This is a genomic window from Kitasatospora sp. NPDC052868, assembly GCF_044547105.1.
GTDB lineage: Bacteria > Actinomycetota > Actinomycetes > Streptomycetales > Streptomycetaceae > Kitasatospora.
In genome coordinates, this window is the sequence record NZ_JBITZW010000002.1 from 314,954 (window position 1) to 340,873 (window position 25,920).

23 protein-coding genes are annotated in these 25,920 nt (G+C 73.2%); 10 read left to right on the forward strand and 13 right to left on the reverse strand.

What is annotated here, in order from left to right:
• Positions 1–127: 127 nt before the first annotated feature.
• Positions 128–1,543: a cation:dicarboxylate symporter family transporter gene (locus ACIGZJ_RS05045; RefSeq protein WP_396455977.1), complete on the forward strand. Its 1,416-nt coding sequence runs from the start codon at positions 128–130 to the stop codon at positions 1,541–1,543.
• A 141-nt stretch (positions 1,544–1,684) separates the two neighbouring features.
• Here ACIGZJ_RS05045 and ACIGZJ_RS05050 read toward each other — a convergent pair whose 3' ends face one another.
• Both ACIGZJ_RS05050 and ACIGZJ_RS05055 read right to left on the reverse strand, forming a co-directional pair.
• On the reverse strand, positions 1,685–2,641 hold the full coding sequence (locus ACIGZJ_RS05050) for a hypothetical protein (RefSeq protein ID WP_396455978.1): 957 nt from the start codon (positions 2,639–2,641) through the stop codon (positions 1,685–1,687).
• Between the two features lie 45 nt (positions 2,642–2,686).
• Positions 2,687–3,343: an RNA polymerase sigma factor gene (locus ACIGZJ_RS05055; RefSeq protein WP_396455979.1), complete on the reverse strand. Its 657-nt coding sequence runs from the start codon at positions 3,341–3,343 to the stop codon at positions 2,687–2,689.
• A 170-nt stretch (positions 3,344–3,513) separates the two neighbouring features.
• On the opposite strand from ACIGZJ_RS05055, the gene ACIGZJ_RS05060 reads away from it, so the two are divergent.
• Positions 3,514–3,885 carry a hypothetical protein gene (locus tag ACIGZJ_RS05060; RefSeq protein ID WP_396455980.1) on the forward strand — a complete coding sequence of 124 codons (372 nt, stop codon included), beginning with the start codon at positions 3,514–3,516 and terminating at the stop codon, positions 3,883–3,885.
• Positions 3,886–4,012: 127 nt separating this feature from the next.
• Here ACIGZJ_RS05060 and ACIGZJ_RS05065 read toward each other — a convergent pair whose 3' ends face one another.
• The 6 genes from ACIGZJ_RS05065 to ACIGZJ_RS05090 all read right to left on the reverse strand — a co-directional run bounded on the left by ACIGZJ_RS05065 (position 4,013) and on the right by ACIGZJ_RS05090 (position 10,536).
• Entirely contained in the window at positions 4,013–4,663 is a 651-nt protein-coding gene (locus ACIGZJ_RS05065; RefSeq protein WP_396455981.1) for a GTP-binding protein, read from the reverse strand.
• Positions 4,644–5,117: a DUF742 domain-containing protein gene (locus ACIGZJ_RS05070; RefSeq protein WP_396456234.1), complete on the reverse strand. Its 474-nt coding sequence runs from the start codon at positions 5,115–5,117 to the stop codon at positions 4,644–4,646. Before ACIGZJ_RS05070 ends, ACIGZJ_RS05065 begins: the two co-directional genes overlap by 20 nt.
• Before the next feature lie 5 nt (positions 5,118–5,122).
• Positions 5,123–5,533: a roadblock/LC7 domain-containing protein gene (locus tag ACIGZJ_RS05075; RefSeq protein ID WP_396455982.1), complete on the reverse strand. Its 411-nt coding sequence runs from the start codon at positions 5,531–5,533 to the stop codon at positions 5,123–5,125.
• The gene (locus tag ACIGZJ_RS05080) at positions 5,530–8,061 is read right to left on the reverse strand and encodes a nitrate- and nitrite sensing domain-containing protein (RefSeq protein ID WP_396455983.1); all 2,532 of its coding nucleotides are present in this window, start codon (positions 8,059–8,061) and stop codon (positions 5,530–5,532) included. The genes ACIGZJ_RS05075 and ACIGZJ_RS05080 overlap by 4 nt, the downstream gene beginning before the upstream one ends.
• Before the next feature lie 249 nt (positions 8,062–8,310).
• The gene (locus ACIGZJ_RS05085) at positions 8,311–9,144 is read right to left on the reverse strand and encodes an MHYT domain-containing protein (protein ID WP_396455984.1); all 834 of its coding nucleotides are present in this window, start codon (positions 9,142–9,144) and stop codon (positions 8,311–8,313) included.
• Positions 9,145–9,468: 324 nt separating this feature from the next.
• Positions 9,469–10,536, reverse strand: coding sequence for an RNA ligase (ATP) (locus ACIGZJ_RS05090; RefSeq protein WP_396455985.1), 1,068 nt, complete (start codon positions 10,534–10,536; stop codon positions 9,469–9,471).
• A gap of 362 nt (positions 10,537–10,898) precedes the next feature.
• Between ACIGZJ_RS05090 and modA the strand changes: the two genes are divergently transcribed.
• The 3 genes from modA to ACIGZJ_RS05105 all read left to right on the forward strand — a co-directional run bounded on the left by modA (position 10,899) and on the right by ACIGZJ_RS05105 (position 13,753).
• Positions 10,899–11,744 carry a molybdate ABC transporter substrate-binding protein gene (modA, locus tag ACIGZJ_RS05095; protein WP_396455986.1) on the forward strand — a complete coding sequence of 282 codons (846 nt, stop codon included), beginning with the start codon at positions 10,899–10,901 and terminating at the stop codon, positions 11,742–11,744.
• On the forward strand, positions 11,741–12,589 hold the full coding sequence (locus tag ACIGZJ_RS05100) for an ABC transporter permease (protein ID WP_396455987.1): 849 nt from the start codon (positions 11,741–11,743) through the stop codon (positions 12,587–12,589). The genes modA and ACIGZJ_RS05100 overlap by 4 nt, the downstream gene beginning before the upstream one ends.
• 96 nt (positions 12,590–12,685) lie before the next feature.
• Complete coding sequence (locus tag ACIGZJ_RS05105) at positions 12,686–13,753, forward strand: ABC transporter ATP-binding protein (RefSeq protein WP_396455988.1); 1,068 nt, start codon at positions 12,686–12,688, stop codon at positions 13,751–13,753.
• A 33-nt stretch (positions 13,754–13,786) separates the two neighbouring features.
• Here the strand turns inward: ACIGZJ_RS05105 and ACIGZJ_RS05110 are convergent, their stop codons facing one another.
• Positions 13,787–14,569: a response regulator gene (locus tag ACIGZJ_RS05110; RefSeq protein ID WP_396455989.1), complete on the reverse strand. Its 783-nt coding sequence runs from the start codon at positions 14,567–14,569 to the stop codon at positions 13,787–13,789.
• Complete coding sequence (locus ACIGZJ_RS05115) at positions 14,566–15,825, reverse strand: sensor histidine kinase (protein ID WP_396455990.1); 1,260 nt, start codon at positions 15,823–15,825, stop codon at positions 14,566–14,568. The genes ACIGZJ_RS05110 and ACIGZJ_RS05115 overlap by 4 nt, the downstream gene beginning before the upstream one ends.
• Before the next feature lie 132 nt (positions 15,826–15,957).
• Here ACIGZJ_RS05115 and ACIGZJ_RS05120 point away from each other — a divergent pair, with 132 nt between their 5' ends.
• Positions 15,958–16,920, forward strand: a complete 963-nt coding sequence (locus ACIGZJ_RS05120; protein WP_396455991.1) for an ABC transporter ATP-binding protein — start codon at positions 15,958–15,960, stop codon at positions 16,918–16,920.
• Positions 16,917–17,669: an ABC transporter permease gene (locus tag ACIGZJ_RS05125; protein WP_396455992.1), complete on the forward strand. Its 753-nt coding sequence runs from the start codon at positions 16,917–16,919 to the stop codon at positions 17,667–17,669. Before ACIGZJ_RS05120 ends, ACIGZJ_RS05125 begins: the two co-directional genes overlap by 4 nt.
• 132 nt (positions 17,670–17,801) lie before the next feature.
• Here the strand turns inward: ACIGZJ_RS05125 and ACIGZJ_RS05130 are convergent, their stop codons facing one another.
• The gene (locus tag ACIGZJ_RS05130; protein WP_396455993.1) at positions 17,802–18,980 is read right to left on the reverse strand and encodes a PucR family transcriptional regulator; all 1,179 of its coding nucleotides are present in this window, start codon (positions 18,978–18,980) and stop codon (positions 17,802–17,804) included.
• An 87-nt stretch (positions 18,981–19,067) separates the two neighbouring features.
• Here ACIGZJ_RS05130 and ACIGZJ_RS05135 point away from each other — a divergent pair, with 87 nt between their 5' ends.
• Together ACIGZJ_RS05135 and ACIGZJ_RS05140 are read left to right on the forward strand one after the other, a co-directional pair.
• Positions 19,068–20,147 (forward strand): ferredoxin reductase, encoded by a 1,080-nt coding sequence (locus ACIGZJ_RS05135; protein ID WP_396455994.1) that lies wholly within the window; start codon positions 19,068–19,070, stop codon positions 20,145–20,147.
• Positions 20,148–20,154: 7 nt separating this feature from the next.
• On the forward strand, positions 20,155–21,273 hold the full coding sequence (locus tag ACIGZJ_RS05140; protein WP_396455995.1) for a fatty acid desaturase family protein: 1,119 nt from the start codon (positions 20,155–20,157) through the stop codon (positions 21,271–21,273).
• A 520-nt stretch (positions 21,274–21,793) separates the two neighbouring features.
• On the opposite strand, the gene ACIGZJ_RS05145 is transcribed toward ACIGZJ_RS05140, so the two are convergent.
• A complete protein-coding gene (locus ACIGZJ_RS05145) occupies positions 21,794–23,155 on the reverse strand; it encodes a hypothetical protein (RefSeq protein ID WP_396455996.1) in 1,362 nt (453 codons plus the stop codon).
• A 357-nt stretch (positions 23,156–23,512) separates the two neighbouring features.
• The gene (locus tag ACIGZJ_RS05150) at positions 23,513–24,277 is read right to left on the reverse strand and encodes a hypothetical protein (protein WP_396455997.1); all 765 of its coding nucleotides are present in this window, start codon (positions 24,275–24,277) and stop codon (positions 23,513–23,515) included.
• 656 nt (positions 24,278–24,933) lie between these two features.
• Here ACIGZJ_RS05150 and ACIGZJ_RS05155 point away from each other — a divergent pair.
• Complete coding sequence (locus ACIGZJ_RS05155; protein WP_396455998.1) at positions 24,934–25,281, forward strand: hypothetical protein; 348 nt, start codon at positions 24,934–24,936, stop codon at positions 25,279–25,281.
• The last annotated feature ends 639 nt before the right edge of the window (positions 25,282–25,920 follow it).

Genomic DNA, 25,920 nt, shown 5'->3' on the forward strand with positions numbered 1-25,920 from the left:
GCGACACCGCCGGCGGGACCGGTCGTGAACTCTATGAACGCAAACGTGACCTCCGTCACGGCGCGGCCCATAGTCGGAGCGGCCCACCACCCGGGGCCGCCAGGAGTGCAGGGCGAAGGAGCCGCAGATGTCGATCACCGGAGCAGGACCGCAGGCGGGGGCCAGACGCAGGGACCGCACCCACTACCTCTACCTGGCGGTGATCGCCGCGGTCGTCGCCGGGATCGTGGTCGGGCTGGCCGCGCCCGGCTTCGCCGTGGAGCTGAAGCCGATCGGGACGGGCTTCGTCAACCTCATCAAGATGATGATCAGCCCGGTGATCTTCTGCACCATCGTGCTGGGCATCGGCTCGGTGGCCAAGGCCGCGAAGGTCGGCAAGGTCGGCGGACTCGCGCTCGGCTACTTCCTCACCATGTCGACGGTGGCGCTCGGCATCGGCCTGGCCGTCGGCAACCTGCTGGAGCCCGGCTCCGGCCTGCACCTCACCCAGGCCCTGGCCAAGGCCGGGCACGCCCAGGCCACCGCCGGGGCCGCGCAGTCCACCACCGACTTCCTGCTCGGGATGATCCCGACCACCATGCTCTCGGCCCTCACCGAGGGCAAGGTGCTGCAGACCCTGCTGGTCGCGCTGCTGACCGGCTTCGCGCTCCAGGCGATGGGACCGGCGGGCGCACCCGTGCTGCGCGGGATCGGGCACGTGCAGCGGCTGGTGTTCCGGGTGATGTCGATGATCATGTGGCTGGCGCCGGTCGGCGCCTTCGGGGCGATGGCGGCGGTGGTCGGGGCGACCGGCACCTCCGCCCTGAAGAGCCTCGCCGTGATCATGATCGGCTTCTACGTCACCTGCGCGCTGTTCGTGGTCGTGGTGCTCGGCCTGCTGCTGCGACTGGTCGCCGGGGTCAACGTGTTCTCGCTGCTGCGCTACCTCGGTCGCGAGTTCCTGCTGATCCTCTCCACCTCCTCCTCGGAGAGCGCGCTGCCCCGGCTGATCGCCAAGATGGAGCACCTGGGCGTCAGCCGCCCGGTGGTCGGCATCACCGTGCCGACCGGCTACAGCTTCAACCTGGACGGCACCGCGATCTACCTGACCATGGCCTCGATCTTCATCTCCGAGGCGATGGACAAGCCGATGTCGCTCGGCGAGCAGCTGTCGCTGCTGGTCTTCATGGTGATCGCCAGCAAGGGCGCGGCCGGGGTCACCGGCGCCGGGCTGGCCACCCTGGCGGGCGGGCTGCAGTCGCACAAGCCGGCCCTGGTGGACGGGGTCGGCCTGATCGTCGGCATCGACCGCTTCATGTCGGAGGCCCGGGCGCTGACCAACTTCGCGGGCAACGCCGTCGCGACCGTGCTGATCGGCCACTGGACGGGCGAGCTGGACCGCGAGCGGGCCCGGCGGGTGCTGGCCGGCGAGGTGCCCTTCGACGAGCGGACGCTGGTCGACGACCACGCCCAGGCGCCCGAGGCCGCACCCTCGGCGGGCTCCCCCGTGGACGGCGTCCCCGCCCAGAGCGGCGCGCCGAGTGCGGAGTCCGCCGCCGCCTGAGCCGCACCGCAACCCCCTGACTCCCCCGGTCCGGCGCCTCGCCCAACCCCCCGAGCGGCGCCGGGCCGGGGGTCCCGCGTGTTCGGACCCGGACCGGCGCCGGTTGGGCAGCCCGGGGCAGGTCCGCCCGGCCCGGGCCGCTCAGGCCTCCTCGGACCCGCTGATCGCCCAGCTCAGGCCGGTCGCCGGATCCTCCAGGGCGAGGTGCAGATGGCGCAGCTCGTCCGCCGGGTCGCACCAGGTGAAGCAGCGCATCCGGGCCACCAGCGCGTTCACCTCGGCCCGGTCGGGCCGGTCGGCGCCGGACATCGCGGCGAGCGCCCGCCAGAGCGCCAGCCGCCCGAGCGCCGAACCGTGCGCCCGGTCCCCCGCCCCGGCCTGAACCAGCGCCGGATAGGCGGCGGCGAGGGGCAGGTATCCGCCGGTGACCCGCAGGTCGGGTGCCAGCCGCGCGGCCGCCTGCGGCGCCGGGCCGCGGACGCAGGCCACCTCGACCCAGCCCGCCAGGGCGGCCAGCGCCCGGGTGGCCCGCTGGCCGGTCAGCCGCGCCACCGGCTCCGGCAGCAGCACCGGGCCCAGGCCCTCCCGGCTGGCGGGCAGCCCCAGCAGCGCGCTGCGCGAGCCGCCGCCCGGCAGGTACTCCCGCACCCGGGGGCCGTCGCCCCAGCCCGCCGACTCCCAGGGCTCCAGCAGCAGCGGCACGCCCTCCGGATCGGGCTCGGCCCCGTAGGCGAGGTCCTCGCCCATCAGCACCCGGGTGTGCGCGACCAGCCGGCGGACCAGCGCAGGCCCGAGCAGCGGGGCCAGCCGCAGCCAGGAGTGCCGGGTGGCGAGGACCTCCCAGAGCGGACCGGTGTCATGGTCGGCGATCCCGGCGGCGGCGCCCGGACCGCCGTCCGGGTCGAACAGCCGGACGGCCAGCTCGGGCGGCGCGCCGTACGCGATCAGATGGCCGAGCGGCGCCGTCTCGGCCGCCGCCGATCGCTCGCCGCCGCGCGCCGCGGCGGCGGCCCGGGCCTGCCGGTAGGCGCCCAGCAGCTCGGGCCAGCGGCCGTCCTCGGCCAGGGTGCGCAGCCTGCGGTCCTCGTACGTGATCACGATTTTCAGCGTACGGGCCGGGGCGCCGCATCAGCTGACATGGCGTCAGTTCGGTGCGTCGGGGTGGTTCCGATCCGGGCCGTCGGCCTGCTCCGTCCCGCCGGTCCGCTCCGGCCCGCCGCCCCGCTCGTCGGTGCCGTGCCGCTCGCGCCGCCGTTCACATGCGTGCTCGCGTTCGCGCTCGCGTTCGGATGCGCGTTCGCCTTCGAGGATGACCCGCAGTCGGCCGAGCGCGCGGCGGCGCGTGACCGCCAGGGTGCTGCGGTGCACCCCCAGCAGTGCGGCCGCCTCGTCGAGGCTGTACCCGTCGAGGTCGACCAGCAGCACCACCCGGGCCTGCTTGGCGGTCAGGCGGCGCAGCAGCCGGACCACCTCCCAGCAGGACTGCACCTCGCCGATCCGGTCCGCGCCGGCGGGTTCCTCGGCCGCGTCCGGGAGCAGGGCCCGCCGCCGCTCGCGGCGCCACTGGTCGCGCACCAGGTTGACCATCGTCGTGAACGCGTAGGCGTAGGGCTGCGGATGGCGCAGAAACCGCTCCGGGCTCCGCGCGATTCTCAGGTACGCGTCGTGCACGACGTCCTCGGCGCGGCTCGGGCAACCGGTGAGCGAAACCGCGGCGCGCTGGAGCCTGGGCAGGATCTCGGTGAACGCCCGATTGAATTCCCCCGCGCACTCATTCGAACACGGACCGGTGATTCCCATGCCGCCCACCTCGGAACTCGGCACCCGACAATCGCAGTTGTGACCCACGTCACACTCTAGGGCGTCGTTTCACCGGGCGCAGTCGTTCGTGTGCATTACGTCATCGGATGGAGCGGTCCGCGCGAAATCACCGGCCCACCCGTCCGGGCACGGAGCAAGGAGGCATCACCATGTCAGGCTGTATCGCCAGGAACGTCGCCAAGTTCGGGATGGTGGCCGTGGCCGCCCTCGGCGCACTCGGCGCGACCACCCTGCCGGCCGCCGGCGCACCGGCCGCCGACCAGACCATCACCGCCGGCTCGGGCATCGCCTCGCCCGCGGCCGTCACCGCCTCGTACAACTGTGTCATCACCGCCGACTACGGCTGGCGCTGGGAGGGCAACTGCCGGGTCTACTCGGGCGAGTTGCGCACCATCACCTACTGCGCCAACGGCACCTCCACCACCGGCCTGTGGATCGGCCCCCGCTCCCAGCCGTGGGCGGTCTGGGGCAACTGCCCGGGCTCCAGCTGGACCCGCATCGTGTTCCAGACCCGCGGCTGACACCCGTACCCGCACGGCACTACACCGAAGGGGCGTCGCCGATCGGCGGCACCCCTTCGTCCATGCGCCCGCGCCCGCCGGGGCGTTGAGGGCGTCCGGTGCACCGGGGTGTCCGGTGCACCCGTGTTCAGCCCGCCGGGGCCGCGTCGGCCAGCAGGCGGGCGGCGTGGACCCGGCCGGCGTGCTCGACCAGGTTGATCAGCACCTGCTTGCCCGAGGCCCGGCGGCGGGCGTCGCACACCACGACCGGGGTCCCGGCCTCCAGGTCCAGTGCGCGGGCCACCTCCTCCGGCCGGAAGTCCCGGGTACCGGCGAAGTGGTTGACGGCCACCACGAACGGGATGCCCCGGTGCTCGAAGAAGTCGACGGCCGGGAAGCAGTCGGTCAGCCGGCGGGTGTCGGCGAGCACCACGGCGCCGAGCGCGCCCTGCGCCAACTCGTCCCACAGGAACCAGAACCGGTCCTGCCCCGGCGTGCCGAAGAGATAGACCGCCAGGCCCTCGCGGATGGTGATCCGCCCGAAGTCCATCGCGACCGTGGTGGTGGACTTCCGCTCCACCCCGCCGGTGTCGTCCACGCCCCGCCCGGCCTCGGTGAGCAGCTCCTCCGTGCGCAGCGGGCGGATCTCGCTGACCGAGCCGACCAGGGTGGTCTTGCCGACGCCGAAACCGCCCGCCACCAGGATCTTGAGCGCGAGGACGGCGGGGTCGGCGGCGCCGGGCGCCGCGCTGCCGGTGTGGGTTCGGGCGCGGGTGCGGTCAGAGTGCGCGGAGTCCATGGACGACCTCCTGGAGGATGCGCTCGTCGGGGAGCAGGGCGGGCGGGACGGGTCGGCTGACCCGGATGTACCCGGCCGCCAGCAGATCGCCGAGCAGTACCCGGACCACACCGAGCGGCAGGTCGAGGTCCGCGGCGAGCTCGGCCACCGAGAGGGCGCCGGCCCGGCAGCGGCCGAGGATCCGGCCCTGCTCGGGGCCGACCGGCAGGTCGGGGGCGTCGGGACCGTCCGGGACGTCGGCGACCACCAGCGCGATCAGGTCGAACTCCCGCCCGGCGGGGCGGGTCCGTCCCCTGGTCATGGCGTACGGGCGGACCAGCGGGCCGGCCTCGTCGTCGTACCAGCGCGAGCGGTGGGCGGCGGCGAGCGGATTGCGCGACTGCGGCGGGGCCTGCCGGGGAGACGGGGGCGCCGGGTCGGTGCGGCGGTGCGGGTACGGGCGCTGCTCGGGCATCGGGCTCACCCGTCCGACGGTCTGCGCGGGGCGGACCGGAGGTGCTCGCCGACCCGGCGCACCAGGCGGGCCATCTCGTAGGCGATCAGGCCGAGGTCGGCGTCGGCGGTGGAGAACACCGCCAGGCAGGTGCCCTCGCCGGCGGCGGCCACGCAGAGGAAGCCGCGCTCCAGCTCGACCATGGTCTGGCGGACCTCGCCCGCGTCGAAGTGCCGTCCGGCTCCCTTGGCCAGGCTGTGGAAGCCCGAGGCGACGGCCGCCAGGTGCTCGCCGTCCTCGCGGTCCAGGCCGGCCGACGTGCCCATCGCCAGACCGTCGGCGGAGAGCAGCACGGCGAAGCTGACCTCGACGACCCGCGAAACGAGTTCGTCGAGCAGCCAGTTGAGCTCTCCCGCGCGGTGGGTGGTGCCGATCATCGGCGCTCTCCTTCGGGGCCTTGGGGTTGGTGGTTCGACTCGGGCGCCGCCGGGCGCTTTCCGCGCGCCCAGCCCTCCTGGTAGGCGGACATCGCGGCGCGGGCCGCCTCCGGGTGGCGGCCGGGCGCCGAGGCGGTGCGGCGGGTGCCGACGGCCGGGGCGGGCGGTGCCTCGCGCAACTGCGGTACCAGGCTGGCCTGCCGGACCCGGCGGGGCAGCTCGTCCACCGCCGGGCCGTCCGTCCGGGCCCCGGAGGCCCGGAACGGGGTGGGGCGCAGCACCCCGGGGTCGCCGCCCCGGGCACCGAACGGCAGCAGCGCCCCGCCCTGCGGCGGCGGGCCGTCCACCGCGGGCGGCTCCTCGACCGGCTGCACCGGCCCCTCCGGTGCGAACCGGGGCTGCGGTGTCCGGGGCGGCGGTGTCCGGGGCGGCGGTGTCCAGGGCGGCGGTGTCCAGGGCGGGAGGTCGGCGGGCGGGAGGTCGGCGGGCGGCGGGTCGATGTCCAACTCGGGTACGGCATAAGCCGGTTCGCACCCATCGACCGGGCGGCTCCGATCCGACGACAGCCCGTCCGGGCGGTCCTCGGCCAGCAGGGCGGTGGGCAGCAGCACCACGGCGGTCGTCCCGCCGTACGCGGAGGTCTGCAGCGACACCTTGACTCCGTGCCGCCGGGCCAGTCGGCTGACCACGAAGAGGCCGAGCCGGTCGCTGTCGAGGAGGTCGGCCTGCCCGGCGGCGGCGATCCGCCGGTTGGCGTCGGCCAGCGCCTCGCCGCCCAGGCCCAGCCCGCGGTCCTCGATCTCCACCGCGTAGCCGTTGCCGACCAGTTCGCCGCGGATGTGCACCCGGGTGTGCGGCGGCGAGAATCCGGTGGCGTTCTCCACCAGCTCGGCGACCAGGTGGGTGAGGTCCGCGACGGCCTGCCCGGTGACGGCCGCGGGCGGCAACCGGTGCACCTCGACCCGGGCGTACTCCTCGACCTCGGATACGGCGGCGCGGACCACGTCCAGCAGCGGGACGGGCCTGCGCCAGGCCCGCCCGGGGGCCGCGCCGGAGAGGATGATCAGGCCCTCCGCGTGGCGGCGCATCCGGGTGGTGAGGTGGTCCAGCCGGAACAGGTCGGCCAGCTCGGACGGGTCCTCGGTGCGGCGTTCCATCGAGTCCAGCAGCGTGAGTTGGCGGTGGACCAGGACCTGGCTGCGGCGGGCCAGGTTGACGAAGACGCCGGATACCCCGGACAGCACCTCGGCGCGTTCGACGGCCGCGGTGACGGCCGCCCGCTGAACGGTGCCCAGCGCGCCGCGCACCTGACCGATCTCGTCGCTCCCGTGCGCCGGGAGCGGGGCCTCGACCTCGATGTCGACGTCCTCGCCGGATCGCAACCGCCGCATGGTGGCGGGGAGTTTGCGCCCGGCCAGCTCAAGTGCCGCATTGCGCAGGCCGATCAGCTCGGTGACCAGTCCGCGCCCGATCCGCACCGAGATCACCAGTGAGGCGAGCACGGCCACCAGGCCGAGCAGCACGGCGAACCCCGCGGGGGTGAACATGCCGAGCGCGTAAGGGTCTTCGCGCCCGGCGGCGGCGCGTCCGGCCGCGTCCTCGACCGCCCGCAGGTCACGGGCGACGTTTCCGGCGGCCACCGCCCAGCGGTCCGGTGCGACGGCGGCGACGGCCGCCCGGCCGTCGGGGGCGGTGCGGACCCGGTCCTCGTAACCGGTGAGGTCCCGGTGGTCCGGGCCGGCGGTGACGGCGAGCAGCGCGGACCGGTCCTGCGGGCGAAGGTCGGCGGCCGACCCCTGCTCGAACTGGCGACGGGCGAAGGCGGTGCCCGCGAACTCGCGCAGCTGCTCCTCGCCGAGGCCGCCGGACAGCTGGGCCGCGCGCAGCAACGCGTCCTCCCGGGCGAGCAGTTCACGCGAGCGGGCGAACTCCAGCAGCACCCGGGCGTCGGAGGCGACCCGGTGGTCCTGGAGCGGGGTCAGTGCTCCGGCCACCGCCAGCGCCCGGTCGACGGCCGTGCCGTACGCGCCGTACGCCTCGGGCCAGCCGACCGAGCGGGCCAGGATCCGGGCCCGCAGACCGGGCAGCGCGGCGACGGCGGTGCCGAGGGCGTCCAGTCGCGCGGCGGCGTCCGGGCCGAGCCCCTCGGCGTCGGCCCGGTTGTAGCCCGGCCCGCCACCCGCGCCCTGGGCGACCCTGGCCGCGCCGGGCCCCCGGTCGTCGGCGGCTCGATCGGTGGCGGCTCGATCGACCGGCTGCGGGCCGAGGAGCAGCGGGTCGAGTGCCCGGTCGGTGGCGGCGGCGGCCTCGCGCAGGGCGCTCTCCCTGCCTGCGCCCGGTGCGGCCAACAGCTGCCCGGCGGCGGTTCGTTCGGCCTGCAGCCCGGCGACGGTGTCGCCGACCGGGGTGAGCACGGTGGTGTGCGCCTCGCGCAGCCGCAGCAGGTCCCAGACGTCCTGCGCGGTGGTGACGGTGGCGAAGGCCCAGAGCGCCAGTACCGAGACGACCGGGACCATCAGCAGTGCCACGACGCGGGCGCGGACGGTGCGGGGACGCAGTCCGCGCGCGCTGCGGCGGGCGGTGTCACGAGGGGGTCTGGCAGGCGGCCCGGCGTGGGCACCCCGGCGGGGACCGGGCGCGGTACCGCGGCTTTCGCGCATGGGTGAGGAGCCTTTCCGGCGGAAGGTCGGTGCGGAAGGACGGGTGCGTGAGACGGATGCGTGAGACGAGTGCGTGCCTCGGGTGCGGAAGGTCGACGCAGCCCGGGGAAGGCGAGGTCAGGCCGCGCGGCCGTGCAGGTGCGGCTCCCGGTGCCCGGCGCCGCCCTGGTCCGCGGCCGGCGCGAGCTCCTCGATCGCCAGCTCGCCGGCCTCCTGGTAGGCGGCCCGTTCCTGGGCGGTCGGGGAGAGCGCGACGAATGCGGAGGTGAGGAAGAGGAAGGAGCCGAGCCCGACGGCGAGCGGGAAGACGAACTCCATCGGGGCCGCGCCGCCGAGCCCGGTCCTGGCGGGCTCCAACCGGACGTGGACGGCGGCCATGCCGGTGTAGTGCATACAGCTGACGGCGAGGCCCATGACCAGCGAGGCGGCCCCGGCCGCGTACACGTTGCGGATGGTGACGGCGGCCCAGAGCGCGGCGGTGGCGGCGCCGACCGCGACCAGCACGGAGAGCGCGACCGCGGCCGGGTCGTAGCGCAGTCCGCCGTGCAGCCGGACGGCGGCCATCCCGAGGTAGTGCATCGCGGCGACGCCGAGCCCGGTGGTGAGGCCGCCGGCCAGCAGGGCCGGGCCCCGGTGCCGTCCGTATCCGACGGCGAACACCCCGAGCCCGGTCACCAGGACCGCCACCACCAGGCTGAGCACGGTCAGCGGCACGTCGTAGCGCAGTTCGGTGCCGTCGACGGTGAAGCCGAACATCGCCACGAAGTGCATGGTCCAGATGCCGGAGCCGATCGCGGCGGCCGCGGTGAGCAGCCAGTTGCGGCGGGTGGCACCGGTGGCGGAGAGTCCGCGCAGGGTGCAGCGCAGGCCCAGCGCGGCTCCGACGCACGCCATCGCGTACGACAGCACCGGCGTCAGCCAGCCGAGACTGAGGTGGTTCATCGTGCCCATCGGACCTCCGGTCGACCGGTCGGGCCCGGGGCGGTTCACGATGCGCCCGGGCACCCCCGACCGGGCGGACTCCGGCGGGGCGGCGCGTGACGGGTGACCGGTCAACCTCGGTCGATCACCCGTCATATGCCTGCCGCACGTGCGCTTCCGGTCTGGGGTGCGTGGGACGCTATCGAGGGGCCGGAATCGGCCACGCGAAGATGTGAAAAGCTGCCCGCAAGGCACGGGCGCTGTGTTCGAATGGGGCCGTCGTGTGCCGCCACCGGACACCGCTCCCGGGGGCCCTGCGGGCGCGCAGCGCCCACCCGCCCGACGCCCTCCGGATCACTCGTACTCGGTGCCGCCCTTGCGGGTCAGGTAGGCGTCGCCGACCACCTTGGCGATCGCCCGGCCGCCCACCACCGGGCTGTAGCGCTCGCCCAGCGGACGGACCACCACGCCCTCCCGTACGTGCAGTTCACGCCCGGAGACGGTCTCCCGCCCCTGCGCCAGCGCCAGCACGGTGTCCGTGTCGAACGGCCCGCGCCACAGCTCGGGCACCAACGGCAGCTCGCCGTCCAGCAGTTCGGCGGCCGGCAGCCAGCGCAGCTGCCCGTCGACCACCGCCGAGACGTCGAAGACGGCGTAGCCGGGCAGTTCGCCGCGGCCGGCCTCGCCGTAGGTGAGGTCCTGCACCCCGGTGCCGAACACCTCGCCGAAGATGCCGACCCGCTCGGCGCCCAGCCGCTGCGCCAGTCGCGCGGCGACCTCAGGTACGCCGTGCGCCCGGACCGCCCGCCAGTACAGGTTGCGCGCGTCCTCGACCAGCGCCAGCCCCTGGGCTCCGATGCCCTTGGACGACACCTGCACCCCGCCGGTCGCGGCGTGATAGGTGACCAGGCAGCAGCTGCCGTGCAGCTTCTCGGTCAGCACCACCGGCTCACCCGGCTCGAAGACGTCCGGGTAGCGCTTGAGGTTCTCGATGTCCACCCAGGGCAGCAGGTCCGGCGCGCGCTCCACGTCCCCGCTCATCGAGGTCGGGATCGGCGGCTGCCACTTGGTGACGCCCAGCAGCTCGGCGAAGTCCTCGCCGCGTTCGGCCGCCGACGCCAGGTCCGCGCCGGCCAGCGCACCCGGTCGGCAGACGATGCCCTGCGACAGCTCGCCGCGCAGCCGGACCGCCCTGACCCGGTCCGACCTGCTGCCGGCGAGCCGGCCGGTCAGGCCCAGCTCCTCGATCAGCGCGGCGGGCAGCACCGCCTGCTCGGGGATGTAGACGGCGTGGTCGCCGGTCCGGTACGCGCCCTTGGCCACCACCGCCCGGTAGAGGCCGACCTGGGCGAGTTCGAGGGCGTCCGCGTTCGGGTGGGCCAGGATGGTCAGCCGCTCGGCGGTGACGCGCAGTGTGGACATGGGTGTACTCCCCCCGTGGGCGCGGCCGGGCGGCCGACGACGTGGACGAACAGCGGCCACTCTTTCGCCCCGGGCCGCCCGGGCGCGAGGGGTTTTCGGCCACCCCGGCCTGCGGGGCGGCTCGCACCGGCCCCCGCCCGCCGCGGGGAGACGCCCTGTCGGCCCCGGCCGGACCGGACCGGGTTTGAGGCTTCCCACAGCCGGGCAGACCGGGCTGGCGAGCGTCCGCTGTGCAATGCCACAGGGGATTTTTCCCTTGTATTTGCGGCACTATGATCACCAAAAGCACCGCACCTGCAAGCACACCCGTCTGCATGCACCGCCCCGCGCCCCTTCCGGCGCGCCCAGGAAGGGAAGCACCAATGACCCTCAGCACGACCGGCACCCGCAGACTCGCCGTCGCCGCCGCAGCGGCCCTCGCCCTCAGCCTCGGGGTCACCGCCTGCGGCAGCGACGGCGACGACAGGTCCTCCGCGAGCGGCTCGTCGGCGGCGTCCGCCTCCGGCAGCCCCTCCGCCGCGAGCCCGAAGGCGTCCGGCACCATCACCGTCTTCGCCGCCGCCTCGCTCAAGGAGAGCTTCACCGACCTCGGCAGGAAGTTCGAGGCCGCGAACCCCGGCACCACCGTCAAGTTCAACTTCGGCGGCAGCTCGGCGCTCGCCACCAGCATCAACTCCGGCGCCCCCGCCGACGTCTTCGCCGCCGCCAGCCCGGCCACCATGAAGACCGTCACCGACGCGGGCGGCGCGAGCGGCGAGCCGAAGACCTTCGTCAAGAACACGCTCACCATCGCGGTGCCCAAGGGCAACCCCAAGCACATCGCCTCGCTCAACGACCTCACCGCCGCCGGCGTCAAGGTCGCGCTGTGCGCCAAGGAGGTGCCGTGCGGCGCCGCCGCGCAGAGCGCGCTCAAGGCGGCCGGCGTCAACCTGACGCCCGTCACCCTGGAGCAGGACGTCAAGGGCGCGCTGACCAAGGTCGAACTGGGCGAGGTCGACGCCTCACTGGTCTACCAGACCGATGTGAAGTCGGATGCTTCGAAGATCGACGGCGTGCACTTCCCCGAGGCCGACAAGGCCGTGAACGACTACCCGATCGCCGCGCTGGCCAAGGCCCCCCACAAGGACGGCGCCGCCGCCTTCGTCGCGTACATCCAGTCGCCCGAGGCGCGGCAGGCGCTCACCGCGGCCGGCTTCCAGGCGCCGTGAGCCCTCGCACCACCCGCACCGCCGGTGCGGCAGCCCCGCAGAAGGTCCTGCCGCACCGGCGGCGCGCCCGTCGCGTCCCGGTGGCGCTGCTGCTCCCGGCGCTGCTGGGGCTCGCGTTCCTGACCCTGCCGCTGGTCGGACTGCTGATCCGGGCACCCTGGAGCACCCTGTCCGAGCAGCTCACCAGCACCGAGGTGTGGGAGGCGCTGCGGCTCTCACTGATCTGCGCAACGGCGGCCACGGGGGTGTCGCTGGTGCTCGGGGTGCCGCTGGCCTGGCTGCTCGCCCGCACCGAGCTGCCGGGGCGGCGCCTCGTCCGGGCGCTGGTCACCCTGCCGCTGGTGCTGCCGCCGGTGGTGGGCGGGGTGGCGCTGCTGCTGGTCCTCGGGCGGCGCGGCATCGTCGGGCAGTGGCTGGACTCGGCGTTCGGCATCACCCTGCCGTTCACCACCACCGGGGTGGTGATCGCCGAGGCCTTCGTGGCGATGCCGTTCCTGGTGATCAGCGTCGAGGGCGCGCTGCGTGCCGCCGACCCGCGCTACGAGGAGGCCGCCGCCACCCTGGGCGCCTCCCGGCTGACGGCGTTCCGCCGGGTGACCCTGCCACTGATCGCCCCGGGCATCGGCGCCGGCGCCGTGCTGGCCTGGGCGCGGGCGCTCGGCGAGTTCGGCGCGACGATCACCTTCGCGGGCAACTTCCCCGGGCGGACGCAGACCATGCCGCTCGCCGTCTACCTCGCCATGGAGTCGGATCCGGAGGCGGCCATCGCGCTGTCGCTGGTCCTGCTGGTGGTCTCCATCGCCGTGCTGGCCGGTCTGCGCGAGCGCTGGATGTCCACCCCGTGAGCACACCGCCGCCCGCGGGGCGCGGGGTCGGCCCGGTCGGCCCGGTCGGCCCGGTCGACCTCGTGCCCCGCCGAACTCCCCCTGGACGCCCCCGCCATGACTGATGCGACCCCTGCGCTCGACGCCCGGCTCCGCGTGGACCGGGCCGCCTTCAGCCTCGACCTGGCGCTCACCGCGGCCCCCGGCGAGGTGATCGCCCTGCTCGGCCCGAACGGCGCCGGCAAGTCGACCGCGCTGCGCGCCCTCGCCGGGCTGCTGCCGCTCACCGACGGCCATCTGCGCCTGGACGGCCGCGTCCTGGAGGACCCGGTCCAGCGCCTGCACACGCCCGCCGAAGAGCGCCCGGTCGGCGTGGTGTTCCAGGACTACCTGCTCTTCCCGCATCTCAGCGCCCTCGACAACGTCGCCTTCGGGCCGCGCTGCCAGGGCCGCCCCAAGCGCGAGGCCCGCGCCGAGGCGGCCGGCTGGCTGGAGCGGATGGGCCTCACCGAGCACGCCGGCGCCCGCCCGCGCAACCTCTCCGGCGGCCAGGCGCAGCGGGTGGCGCTGGCCCGCGCGCTCGCCGTCCGGCCCCGGCTGCTCCTGCTGGACGAGCCGCTGGCCGCCCTGGACGCCCGCACCCGGCTCGACGTCCGGTCCCAACTGCGGCGCCACCTCGCCGACTTCGAGGCGGTCGCGGTGCTGGTGACGCACGACCCGCTGGACGCCATGGTGCTGGCCGACCGGCTGGTGGTGATCGAGGGCGGCCGCGAGGTGCAGTCCGGCAGCCCGGCCGAGATCTCCCGGCACCCGCGCACCGACTACATCGCGCGGCTGGTCGGCCTCAACCTCTACCAGGGCACCGCCGACGGGCATCTGGTCACGCTGCCGGGCGACGTCACGCTGACCGCCGCCGAGCGGCTGTCCGGTCCCGCCTTCGTCGCCTTCCCGCCGTCGGCCGTCACGCTGCACCGGGAGCGGCCGGAGTCCAGCGCGCGCAACGTCTGGGAGTTGAAGGTCGCGGGCCTGGACCTGCACGGCGACCAGGTCCGCGCCGATCTGGCCGGCGTCCTGCCGATGGCCGCCGACCTGACCCCGGCCGCCGCCGCCGAGCTCGACCTGGCGCCCGGCAGCTCGGTGTGGGCCGCCGTCAAGGCCACCCAGACCCGCGTCTACCCGGCCTGAGCTACCCGGGTACGGCTGCGGGTACTGCCGCGGCTACGGCCGGTCCTGCTCCGAGGGCTCCACGAAGCCGGACTCGTAGGCGGCGATCACGGCCTGGGTGCGGTCGCGCGCCCCGAGCTTCGCCAGCACGCTGCTGACGTGCGTCTTCACGGTCTGCACGCCGAGGTGGAGCCGCTCGGCGATCTCACCGTTGGTCAGCCCGCGGGCGACCAGGCGCAGGACCTCGGACTCGCGGTCGGTGAGGGCGGCGCGGGCCATGCCCTCGCGGGCGGCCCGGTTGCCCTGGCCGGCGGCGAGGCGGCGGATCGCGGTGGGAAAGAGCAGCGACTCGCCCGCCGCCACCAGCCGGACGGCGTGCGCGATCTCGGCCGGCCGGGAGCGCTTCAACAGGAAGCCGTCGGCGCCGGCCCGCAGGGCCTGGTAGACGTAGTCGTCGTTCTCGAAGGTGGTGACGACCAGGATCTTCGGCGGCTGTTCCGCGCCCGCGCGGTCGTCCGTGCTCCCCCGGTTGTCCGTGTTCCCGCGGTCGTCCGTGCTCCCCCGGTCGTCCGCGCGCCCGAGACCGCTGCCGGACGCGCCCGCGTCCGTGTCCGGGCGCTGTGCCACGAGCGCCCGGGTCGCCGCCAGACCGTCCATCCGCGGCATCCGCACGTCCATCAGCACCACGTGCGGACGCAGCGTCCGGGCCATCGCCACCGCCTCGGCCCCGTCGGCGGCCTCGCCGACCACCCGAAGATCCCCCTGCGCCTCCAGCACGGCCCGCAGACCCGCCCTGACCAGCTCTTCGTCGTCCGCCAGCAGAATGTCGATCATCACGCGCCCAAGCGTAGGGGCATCCGCACCGCCAGGACCCACTCGCCGGACTCGGCCCCCGCCGAGGCCTCCCCGCCGAGCAGGACGGCCCGCTCCCGGATGCCGCGCAGCCCCTTGCCGCCCCGGCCCGACCCGCCCCGGCCCGACCCGTTGCGGGCCGCCGTGCCGCGGGCCGCCGTGCCGCGGGCCGCCGTGCTGCGGGCCTGTGCCGCCAGGGCGTTGGCGCAGCGCAGCTCCAACCGGCCGTCCCGCACGGCGACCTGGACGGTGATCGGCTCACCGGGCGCGTACTTGAGGGCGTTGGTGACGCCCTCCTGCACGATCCGGTAGGACTCCCGGGAGAGCACGCCGGGCAGCTTCCCCGAGGGCACGTCGATCCATGCCTCGACCGGGCTGCCGGCCGAGCGCGCGGTGTCGAAGAGGCCGGGCAGCTGCTCGATCCCGGGGTGCTCGGTGGCCACCCCGTCCGGGGTCTCGCGGAGCAGGACGAGGGTGCGCTCCAGGTCGTCCATGGCCTGGCGGCCGGTCTCCTCGATCACTTCGAGCGCCTTGGCAACGAACGCCTGGTCGCCGACCGCACGGGCAGCACCAGCCTGAAGGACCGTCACCGTCAGTGCGTGGCCGATGGAGTCGTGCAGCTCCCGGGCCAACCGGTTCCGTTCCAGCAGGCGTTCGGCCCGCAGCTCGGCGGCCGCCAGGCGCTCGGCCGGGGACGGCCCCAGCAGCCGCACCGCCATGGCGAGTTGGAGGCGACCGGCCCACACCGCCAGCCAGCCGTAGCCGAACAGCAGCACCGGCACCGCCAGCGGGTACCACAACACCTCGCCCTGGGAGGGGAGTCGGAGACCGTAGAGGCGCGGCTCCGACCTGGTCAGCAGCTCGCCGCAGGCGTTCACCGTCAGCACGGTGAGCATCCCGACCAGCGACCCGAGGGCCACCCGGCCGACCAACCAGGCAGCCGTGCGCCGCCGGTCGGCCCAGCCGCGGGCGGGTTCGACGGCGATGTCCTGCTCCTGCTCGGGCACCAGCAGCAACCGCGCCTGCACGCCCTCGGCCCGGCGCATCGCGGGTACCAGGGCGGCGAGCACGAGCAGCGCGGCGTCCAGCGGAGCGGCCCGTACCAGGACTTCGGCCAGGCTCCACCCGTATGTCCCCGGATAGATCATCAGGATCACGCCGACGAAGACGCACCCGACCCACAGGTGCAGCCACCGCGCGTACACGGCGGCACTGAGGAACGGCGCGAGAATCCTGGGCATGGCGCCATCCTGCCAGGTCACCGCCGTGCCGGGCCTCCCTCCCGGGAGGGAGGCCGGTCCACTCCCCGGCGGGATCCGCCGAGGCCCCCCGCTCCGGTCGAATGGGGGCACACCGAGAGAGGGAGCGCGGCGATGATCGAGGTTCAGGGCCTCACCAAGGAGTACGGCGGGACGAGAGTGGTCGACGGGCTCGACTTCGAGGTCCGGCCGGGCGTGGTGACGGGATTCCTCGGGCCGAACGGCGCGGGCAAGAGCACCACCATGCGGATGATCCTCGGACTGGACCGGCCGACCGCCGGGCGCGCCCTGGTCGACGGCCGCCCGTACGCCGAACTGGCCCACCCGCTGCGGGCGGTGGGCGCACTGCTCGACGCCCACGCCGTGCACGGCGGCCGCACCGCCCGTGGACACCTGCGCTGGCTGGCCGCCTCCGACGGGCTGCCGGAGCGCCGGGTGGACGAGGTGCTCGCCCAGGTCGGCCTGACCGAGGCGGCGGGCCGCCGGATCCGCGGGTTCTCCCTCGGCATGCGCCAACGCCTCGGCGTGGCCGCCGCGCTGCTCGGCGACCCGCAGACGCTGATGCTGGACGAGCCGGTCAACGGCCTCGACCCGGAGGGCATCCGCTGGATCCGCACGCTGCTGCGCGAACTGGCCGCCGAAGGCCGGTCGGTGCTGGTCTCCTCGCACCTGATGACGGAGATGGCACTCACCGCCGACCACCTGGTGGTGATCGGCCGCGGCCGGCTGCTGTCGGACGCCGCCACCTCGGACTTCATCGACCGCCACGGCCGCACCCGGATCCGGGTCCGCGCGGTGGACCCGGCGAAGCTGGCCGCCCTGCTCGGCGGCGACCTCACCGGCCTCGGCGGCCTCACAGGCCCCGGCGGCCTCGCCGACGGGACGGCGGCGGTGACGGCCGAACCGGTGGGTGGCGGCGCCTGGGAGGTGAGCGGCGCCGAACCCGAGCGGATCGCCGCGCTCGCGGCCGCGAACGGCGTGGTGCTGTACGAGATCGCCGTCCGGCAGGACTCACTGGAGGAGGCCTTCATGCGGATGACCGCCGACAGCGTCGAGTACCGGGCGGTGGGGGCATGAGCACCCGGACCGCTCCCCTCGGACAGGTCCTGCGCTCCGAGCGGATCAAGTTCACCACGCTCCGCTCGCTCTGGCTGCCCCCGCTGATCGCGGTGCTGCTCACGGTCGGTTTCGGCACGGCCGTCGGCGCGGCGGTCGGCGGCGAGGACGACAGCCTGATCCGCGACCCCGGGGTCGGGATCCACTACGGGCTCAACTTCGGCCAGGCCGCGCTGGTCTGCTTCGGCATCCTGCTGATCGGGCAGGAGTTCAACAGCCGCATGATCGGCGTCTCGCTCTCCGCCGTGCCCCTGCGCGGACGCCTCTACGCCGGCAAGCTCGCCCTCGGGGCGCTCGTCGCCCTCGCGGCCGGCCTGGCCGGGACGGCCGGCTCCTTCGCCGGGTACGCCGCCTTCGTCCCCGGCGACTGGGACGGCCCCGCCGCCGTCCGCAGCGCCACCGCCGGGGTGCTCTACCCGGTGCTGCTGGTGGTGCTCTGCTTCGGCCTGACCGCCGTGCTGCGCAACCTCACCGCGGCGATGGGCCTGCTGGTACCGACCGTCTTCCTGCTCTCCCCGCTGCTCAGCGGCGTCCCCGGGGTCCGGTACGCGGTGCAGTTCCTCCCCGACCAGGCCGGCCAGTACGCGCTGCGCTACGCCGACAACCCGGAGATCGCGTACGGGCACTGGACCGGACTGCTGATCATGGCCCTCTGGGCGGCCGCCGCCGCCTACGCCGGCCTGCGCACCCTGCGCCGCCGCGACGCCTGACGCGCGGCGGGGGGGCGGGGGCGCGGGGGCGCGGGGGCGACGCGAGGAGCGCAGGGGGGCCGATCGCCGAATGACAGTCGACTGATGACAGATTCTGAAATCTGTCATCAGTCGACTGTCGACCGCCATCCGTCATTCGCCGCCTGCCGCCCGCGCGTCACCCCCGAAGCGCGGGCCGGTCCGAAGACCCACCGCCAGGGTCAGTTCGAGGACCCGGTGCGGCGACGCGAGGTCCGGAAACAGCTCCCGCAGCTGCGACATCCGGTACCGGACCGTCTGGGGGTGGACGAACAGCGCCGCCGCCACCTCGTCCCGCCTGCCCTGGTGCAGCAGCCACGCCCGCAAGGTCTCCTCCAGCCGCCGCGCGGTCGTGACGGGCAAGGTCCGCAACGGCGCGAGGGCTCGGGCCCGCAGGTCCGCGAACGCGTCCATGTCGGCGCTCAGCACCAGCTCGGGCAGGTGGTCCTCGGTGTCGCGGATGTCAGCGGAGAGGGAGCGCGCGCGTACGGCCCGTGCGTACGAGGCGGACGCACGAGTCCACGGCCGGGTAGGGCCGACCACGGCGGTGCGGTCGGTCAGCTGCCGCAGGAGGTGTGATCGCTCGGCATCGGGGACGAGCAGCACACCGGTGGCGTCCGGCAGGTCGTCGAGGACGAGGGTGCCCGGGTCGAGCGCGCGGTAGGCGGGCCGGGCCTGGGCCGCGGGCAGCAGGACTGCGGTCAGCGAAACCGGGGGCTGCCACCCGGCCCGCTGGGCCGAGGCCAGCAACACGTCCGGGCTCGCGCCGGCGAGGAGGTCGCGGGCCAGGTGTTCCAGGTGGCGCTCGTGGGCCCTGCCCCGGGCGGCCAGTTCGTCGGCATGGCCCGCGGCGCTCGCGGCGGAGAGCTCGTCGATGTAGGCGAAGGTCAGCTCGGCGAACTTGGCGACCTCGGCGGCGGGCAGACCTGCGGGTACGGCACCCGCCGCCAGGCATCGCCAGGCCACCCGGGCACCGACGCGGTAGGCGCTGAGCAGGGCGTCCATCGAACGGCCGTCGCGCACCTCGCCGCGGCCCAGCTCGTAGGCCGCGCCACCGGCGTCGCCGCCCGTGGCGTTCCCGCTCGCGAGGTCCAGGTAGTGCCCCAGGGCGGTGCGGACGGCTCGGCGGATGGTGCCGCCCATCCGGCCCGAAAGGGCGTTGGCATAGGGCGGAACCTCGTCGATGATCGCCTCGACGACCTCGTCGGCGGTGGCCGTCAGATCGGCCCGAAGCGCGGTGACCGTCGTCTCGTCCAGGACCAGCTCGCTGGCCCTCCGGATTGCATGGCTCACGTTTTTGTTCCCTGCGAACAATTCTGCCGACCAGATTTACGTCCTACGGTCAGGACTTTACGCCCTGAGGCGCAGCAAGCTGGAGTCATGACGAGTGCAGCCCTCCGCAGCAGGGCATGGAAGCTGCTGGAGATGGTCACGACGCCGCTGCTGCCGTCGGACTACCTCGACCTGGTCAGCCCGCTGCGTGCGGGCGCCGACCTGCGTGGGCGCATCGAGGCCGTGCACCCCGAGACGGGTGACGCCGCGACCGTCGTGATCAGGCCGGGGCGGGGCTGGCGCGGCCACACGGCCGGCCAGTACGTGCGGATCGGGGTCGACGTCGACGGGAGGCGCCTGTGGCGCGCCTACTCCATCACCTCGCCGACCAGCCGCCGCGACGGCCGCATCACGATCACCGTGAAGGCGATCCCGGACGGCAAGGTCAGCAACCACCTGGTCCGCAGGGCGGCACCGGGCACGCTGATCCAGCTCGACCAGCCGACCGGTGACTTCGTGCTGCCGCAGGCCAAGCCCGCCAAGGTGCTCTACCTGACGGCCGGCAGCGGTATCACGCCCGTGATGGGCATGCTGCGCGACACCGGGTTCGACGACGCCGTCATGGTCCACTGCGCACCACAGCCGCAGGACGTGATCTTCCGCACCGAACTGCACGGCCTGGTCGCGGACCGGAAGCTGCGCCTCATCGAGGTGCACACCAGCACCAACGGCATCCTCGACGTCGCCCGTCTCGGCGAACTCGTGCCCGACTGGGCCGAGCGCGAGACCTGGGCCTGCGGGCCCGCGGGCCTGCTCGACTCCGCCGAGAAGCACTGGGCCGAGCACGGCGTCCGGGAGCGCCTGCACACCGAACGCTTCCGCCCCCGCATCGTCGTCGCCGACGGCGGCTCCGGCGGCTCCGGTGCCTCCGGCGGCGAGGTCACATTCAGCACCACCGGCACGACCGTCGACGCGGACGGCGCCACGCCGTTGCTGGACATCGGCGAGGAGGCCGGCGTACTCATGCCCTCCGGGTGCCGCATGGGCATCTGCTTCGGCTGCGTCACGCCGCTCAAGGCGGGCGCCGTCCGCGACCTGCGCACCGGCGAGATCACCGAGGCCGAGCCGGGCGTCCTCATCCAAACCTGCGTGTCCGCCGCGGCGGGCCCCTGCGACATCGAACGGTAGAGGCACCTTGACCGCCATCGACCCCACCGCCCACCTGACCGCGGAGCAGATCGAGGAGCTCGGCCGCGAGCTGGACGCGATCCGCGACGAGGTGATCGCCAGCCGTGGCGAGAAGGACGCCGCCTACATCCGCAGGGTCATCTCGGCGCAGCGCAAGCTCGAGCTGGCCAGCAGGGGCGTGCTGCTGTTCTCGATCTTCCCGCCCGCGTGGCTGCTCGGCACCGCCGGCCTGTCCGTGGCGAAGATCATGGACAACATGGAGATCGGCCACAACGTCCTGCACGGCCAGTGGGACTGGATGCGGGATCCGAAGATCCACTCCACCACCTGGGAGTGGGACCACGTCTCGCCGTCCGACCAGTGGAAGCACTCGCACAACGAGCTGCACCACACGTACACCAACGTGATCGGCAAGGACAACGACCTCGGCTACGGCATCATGCGCGTCGACGAGGACCAGAAGTGGCACCCGATCCACCTCGGCCAGCCGCTGTGGAACCTCGTCAACGCCTGCTTCTTCGAGTACGGCATCGCGGCGTACGACCTGGAGCTCGGCAAGAACCTGCACAAGCGCCGCCGCAGGGACCCGGAGTTCCGCGCGCGGGCCAGGGCCGTGGGCCGCAAGATCCGCAAGCAGGTGCTCAAGGACTACGTGATCCACCCGCTGCTGTCGGGCCCGTCGTTCCTCACCACACTCGCCGCCACGTTCACCGCGAACATGGTCCGCAACGTCTGGACCCACTCGGTGATCATGTGCGGGCACTTCCCCGAGGGCGTGCAGGTCTTCGAGCGCGGGTCGGCCGAGGGTGAGACGCGCGGCCAGTGGTACCTGCGCCAGATGATGGGCTCGGCGAACATCAGCGGCAGCAGGGCCATGCACTTCATGACCGGCAACCTGTCGCACCAGATCGAGCACCACCTGTTCCCGGACCTGCCGAGCAACCGCTACGCCGAGGTCGCGGTGAAGGTACGGGCGCTGTTCGAGAAGTACGAGCTGGAGTACGTCACCGGGCCGCTGCCCAAGCAGGTGTTCTCCGCCTGGCACAGGGTCTTCCGGCTCTCGCTGCCGAACAGGAAGCCCAAGGTCACGACCCCGGACCGCAAGCAGGAGCTCGTCGCGGCCTGACTCCCGGTAGCGGTTCTCCGGGTGACGGCATCCGCACGGGGCCCTCGCGGCCTGCCCGCCCGTGCGTCACCCCCGCAGCGCGGGGTGGTCCGCCACCACCGTGCAACTCCCCGGGGCGATCTCGGTGAGTGCAGGAGCCCGGATTAAGGCTTTCACCTGCGCTTTTGGCTGACCATCGCGGGGCATCCCGCTCACTCCTCACCACGGTGGCCTTCAGCTGCCTGCCCGTGCCGCTACGGCTGCTCCGGACTCGCCGGCCATCATCAACGATCCGGGGCCAACGCTCAGCGCAGCAGCCCTCGACGTGGCTCGGCCACGGCCTTCCGTTGTCGCGTTCTCGGCGTCACTACGGGCCCCTTTCGATGCTCTGGGGGCGAGCCCAGCCGCGACGAGAAGTAAGGCCCGGATAGGGTCTGGCCCGCACCAGCGTTGCTGGTGCGGGCCAGACCCTATCCGGCGGCGGTTGACGTCTGCGGCTGTTGGCTCCCCGATCCGCAGCTCAGCCTCCCCCATCTTCGGCTCAGGAGCCGCTGTCTCGCTCTCCCCAGCCGGAAGCCATCTTCGGCCGGGGTTCCCGTTCCGGCACACTCAACGTTCCCTCCTCCACCGCGGTGCCCGCCGTGTCGGCCGGCACCCAGGCAGGCGGGGTGGAGGCGAAGAAAGCGTCGAGCGGCCCGGTGACTCCCTTGCGCCTAGTCTCATCGGACAGGGTCGCCTCGTCCAAGGCGACAGCGAGTTTCTCCGGGGCACCGTCAGCGGTGGTGAGGATCAGCCAGCGCAGGAAGGTCTGGAACGCGATCTGCCGCAGCAACCCCAGGTCGACCTTGTCCTTATCAGCCACCTCGTCGCCGTGAACATAGCTGGAACGCGCGCCGTAGGCCCGCTTCAACGCCTCGGCGACCTGCCTGCGGGTGCTGTCGGTACGCCACAGGGTCGCCGCCCGGTACTGCACCTTGCGGCTGAGGTCCAGGATGCTGTCGTCAGCCATCAGGGACTCGATGGCGATGACGTAGTGCAGCAGGACCTCCTCGCTCTCCTCCTCGGGCACGTACTCGCCGTCGTAGGTGCGGTGGATCGCGCGGACGAGGTGCTGGGCCGAGCGGCGCAGCCGCCGGGCCCGCTTCCCGCCCTCCCCCTTCGTCGCGCTCAGCGCCCGGGCGATCCGGCTGTCCGCCCAGGCGCAGAACGCCGCGAACCGCTCCAACTCACCCTGCCCAACGCTGTAGTGGCCCTCGCAGTGGCTGTCCCACTCGATCATCACGTCGTCGTCGGTGGCACCGACGCGGGTGTCGATCTCCGGTGCGCCGTGGACGAGTCGGACCTGACGTCCGCGCTCAACCTCATAGCCGGCCTGCATCCGAACCAGTTCACTGGACCACAGCATCAGGACCAGCAGCGGCTGCCAGTGCAGCAGTTCGGGCCGAGAGCGCATCGTGACATCGACCCGGGAACCGCGCACCAGCGGGCGCTCCTCCCGGCGCAGACGGAGGAACGCCGCGCCGGCCAGCACGTCGGCGGGGAACGCGGAGCCGGGCGGCAGGTCATCCAGGACCGGCAGAGCCTGAAGGGCCCGCAGCTCCTCCTCGGCGAAGGTCTGCAGGGTGTAGTCCCCGATCGGGATCTCGGTTCCCTGGGGGAAGTGCGCCTCCAGCAGCACCCAGTCCTCCGAGACGGGGACCGGGGCGCGGCAGAACACCTCGAACTCGTCGGCGACGAGGAGTTGGGTCCCCAGGTCGTCGGCATCCACACGCCGGGCGAACGCGGCCAGCCCGGTGACTTCAAGCAGGATGCGGTCATCGAGATGATCCCGGCCCTGCCCGCGGTAGAGGTCGGGGCGTCTGGCGGCGGGTGCCGCAGCCGCCACCGCCTGGCGAACCTCCATCCATCCCTCCTGACCGGCCAGCGTGTACCACGGCCGCGCCTGCCGGGACTGTGAAGGGAGGGCGCTGACCTGCCGGAGCCAGGAGGAGACTGCGCCCTTGATGTCGCCTTGGGGTGTCATGGCGCCACGGTAGCGACGGCGCTCCGCGCCCGTGGGCGGTTTCCGAAGACGAGGACCTGAGCTTCGCGACCCCTCGCTCACCTTGCCTCCCAGGTCAGGTGGCATGCCCCCGGCAGGCCAGGGCTCCAGATCGCGACTGCCCTGACACGAGGTGCCCGGGGCCGGGGGACATCAAGCGGATGGCCGTCCGGGGCGCCGGCCGCGCATTCGGGCTGCCTTCTGCGTGACGACGCGACGTCATCCCAGAGCGACTGGCTCGCGGGGGTAGATCCCCATCGGGCACGTCTCGCGGAGGTCGGCTGGCTGGCAATCAGGATCAGCTAGGGCTTGATTGGCCATCCTGGCGAACCAGCGAAGCATGGAGGACAAGGGGTCGCGTTCCCAGGAGTTGCGCCCGTACTTGCGCTTCATGATCAATGTCAGATGGACGCCCCGTGCTGCGGCGTACAGCCAATCTGGCCCGATGATGAGCAGTTGTTCGCAGAGAGAATCAATCCGCTTCATAGCGGCGCTCCACTCCTGGGACCAGAACCCAGTGGCCGGGAGCCCTCGCATCTCCCGGTTGTATACCGAGTCAGCTTCGTTTACAGCCTGATTGATCTCGATGAGCAGTGCACGCCGTGCAGCGTGGGTCTGTAGGCGTACATGAAGGCGGAAGTCGGTAGTGGAGACGCTGACCGCGGCGACCGCTCGGTGTGCCTGCTGCTCTTGGTCGGTCTTCCACATCAGGAGTTCAACGAGAGGGTAGTCACCACGGTCTACCAGGAGATGGTGCGGCCGGCAGAGGAGCAGCAGGTTCTCGGAGCGGTTGAGGAGCGACTGCGAATACGCCGGGTCGTAGCGAGGCCCGCGCTTCTGCCCTGACCGAATGTGCGCGATCTCGGCGGTGTTCACGTGGCTGCCCCGGTCTTGAACAGTCAAGGGCTCGTGGCAGGTTGGGTAGGCGCAGTGCACAGCACTCGCGTACAGCACTTTGAGGGTTTCGGCGGTATAGCTGGGCACCGGTGCAGGCTACTCGGTTGTACTGACGGCGGGTCAGTACTGTCCGGACAATCGTTGCCACATCCGGACGAGGCGCGTCAGCCAGCGCAGCAGCAAGTCCACTGGCTAGGCTTTCGCACCAGGTAGCAGTCGGGTGGGCGAGGCCGGAGTCGAACCGGCACAGCCGACGCGGGGGTGTTACAGACCCTTGGGCTCTCGGGGGCCGGGTGGTGCATCACGAGCGCCGAAGGCGCGGGGTGGGGCAGTAGACGGTGCCGCCTTCGAGTGCAACAGTTAGCCCGGGGGCGATCTCCGTGTGCCGGGGTCCTGCACCCGAACGGCACCGGTCGCAATCTCCATGCCTGGCTGGTCGCATAAAAGATCAAGGACATCACGAGCGCCTGACCCGTTGGCAACCACCCCTGGCAGATCACCAAGCCGTGGACGCGGTGCCTGGACGACCGGTTGCGGCAGATCGAGGGAGCAGCCCGACTTCCCCATAACGTCCTACACCTCCCACGGCCCTGGCCAGCCGAATCAGGGGGTTTCACACTCACCAAAGGCCGGTGCGCGGGTCCGGGGGCCGAAGCTCAACAGCCTCCTTGAACAGCTCCAAGAGGGTCTCGGCGGTTAGCGCCTCGACGGTCTTGCTCCAGACATGCGTTGTCGGGTGGAGCATGAAGTACCGCTCCTGGGGGTCGAAGAACTTGCCGGGGCCGTGGTCTGCGGCTCCGCGCCCATACCCCTCAGCGGCAACAGCGGGTCGCCGACCACCGCGGCCCCGCCGGACACTCCCGGGCGATCCGCGCCGCCATCCGCACCAGCCCGGCCCGGCCTGTGGCCTGGACCGGGCGCTTCGGGTCGCCTGGACGATGGCGGACCTGGCCGGTCGCGACCACCCGACCAGGCTCGATGTCCGTACCGCGCTTGTGCTGCGCACCGGGGTCCAGCGCGGCCTGCCCGCCGCTGAGCGATCCGGACACCCCGAGACAGCAGCGGGCAGCGACCTCGGCGCCGAGCCCTGACCATCCGTCAGCGCCTGCCCGTCGAGTGCCATCGCCGACATCCCGGCCGGCACTCGTTCGGGCACCCCAACGAAGAGTCCCGCCCCGCAGCCACCCATGGAAGTACAGGTGAACCGCATCAGACCAACTCTCACCGAGCCCGGCCCGGCCGAAGCCACCTCGACCGGGCGGAACGAACCGGAGCGCCGGGCCAGGGCCGCACTGACCCGCCTGATCGAGCCCGGGGCGCCGTCATCGGCCGCTGGCTCGGCCAGGTTGGTGCGACCACCCTGATCGAGGCGATCCACCGCCGGGCCGCACCGGGTTACCTGGACCTGGATGCCGACCGCCTCGCCGCCTACCGGGCACGGCTCCCCCTCCTCGACGACTTGGTCGACGGCCGCCCGATCGGCCCCCAGGCCCGGGGTGCCGGATCACTGCGGATGCTCGCGCTCCACTCGGTGTCAATGGTCGGAGCCCGGGCCTGCACCTCCTACGGCGCCCACGTCGCCTTTCTTGGGGTAAGCAAATTAGCAGCCCTCGCTCTGCCGGTGTTGTTCCAGGTCAGCGGCGGTGAGTGCGAGTGGTGTTATGCGCGACAGATGTTGCATGAGGGGATATGGCCTGTCAACTGTTGCGGACGAAGTCCTGCGCGGGTCC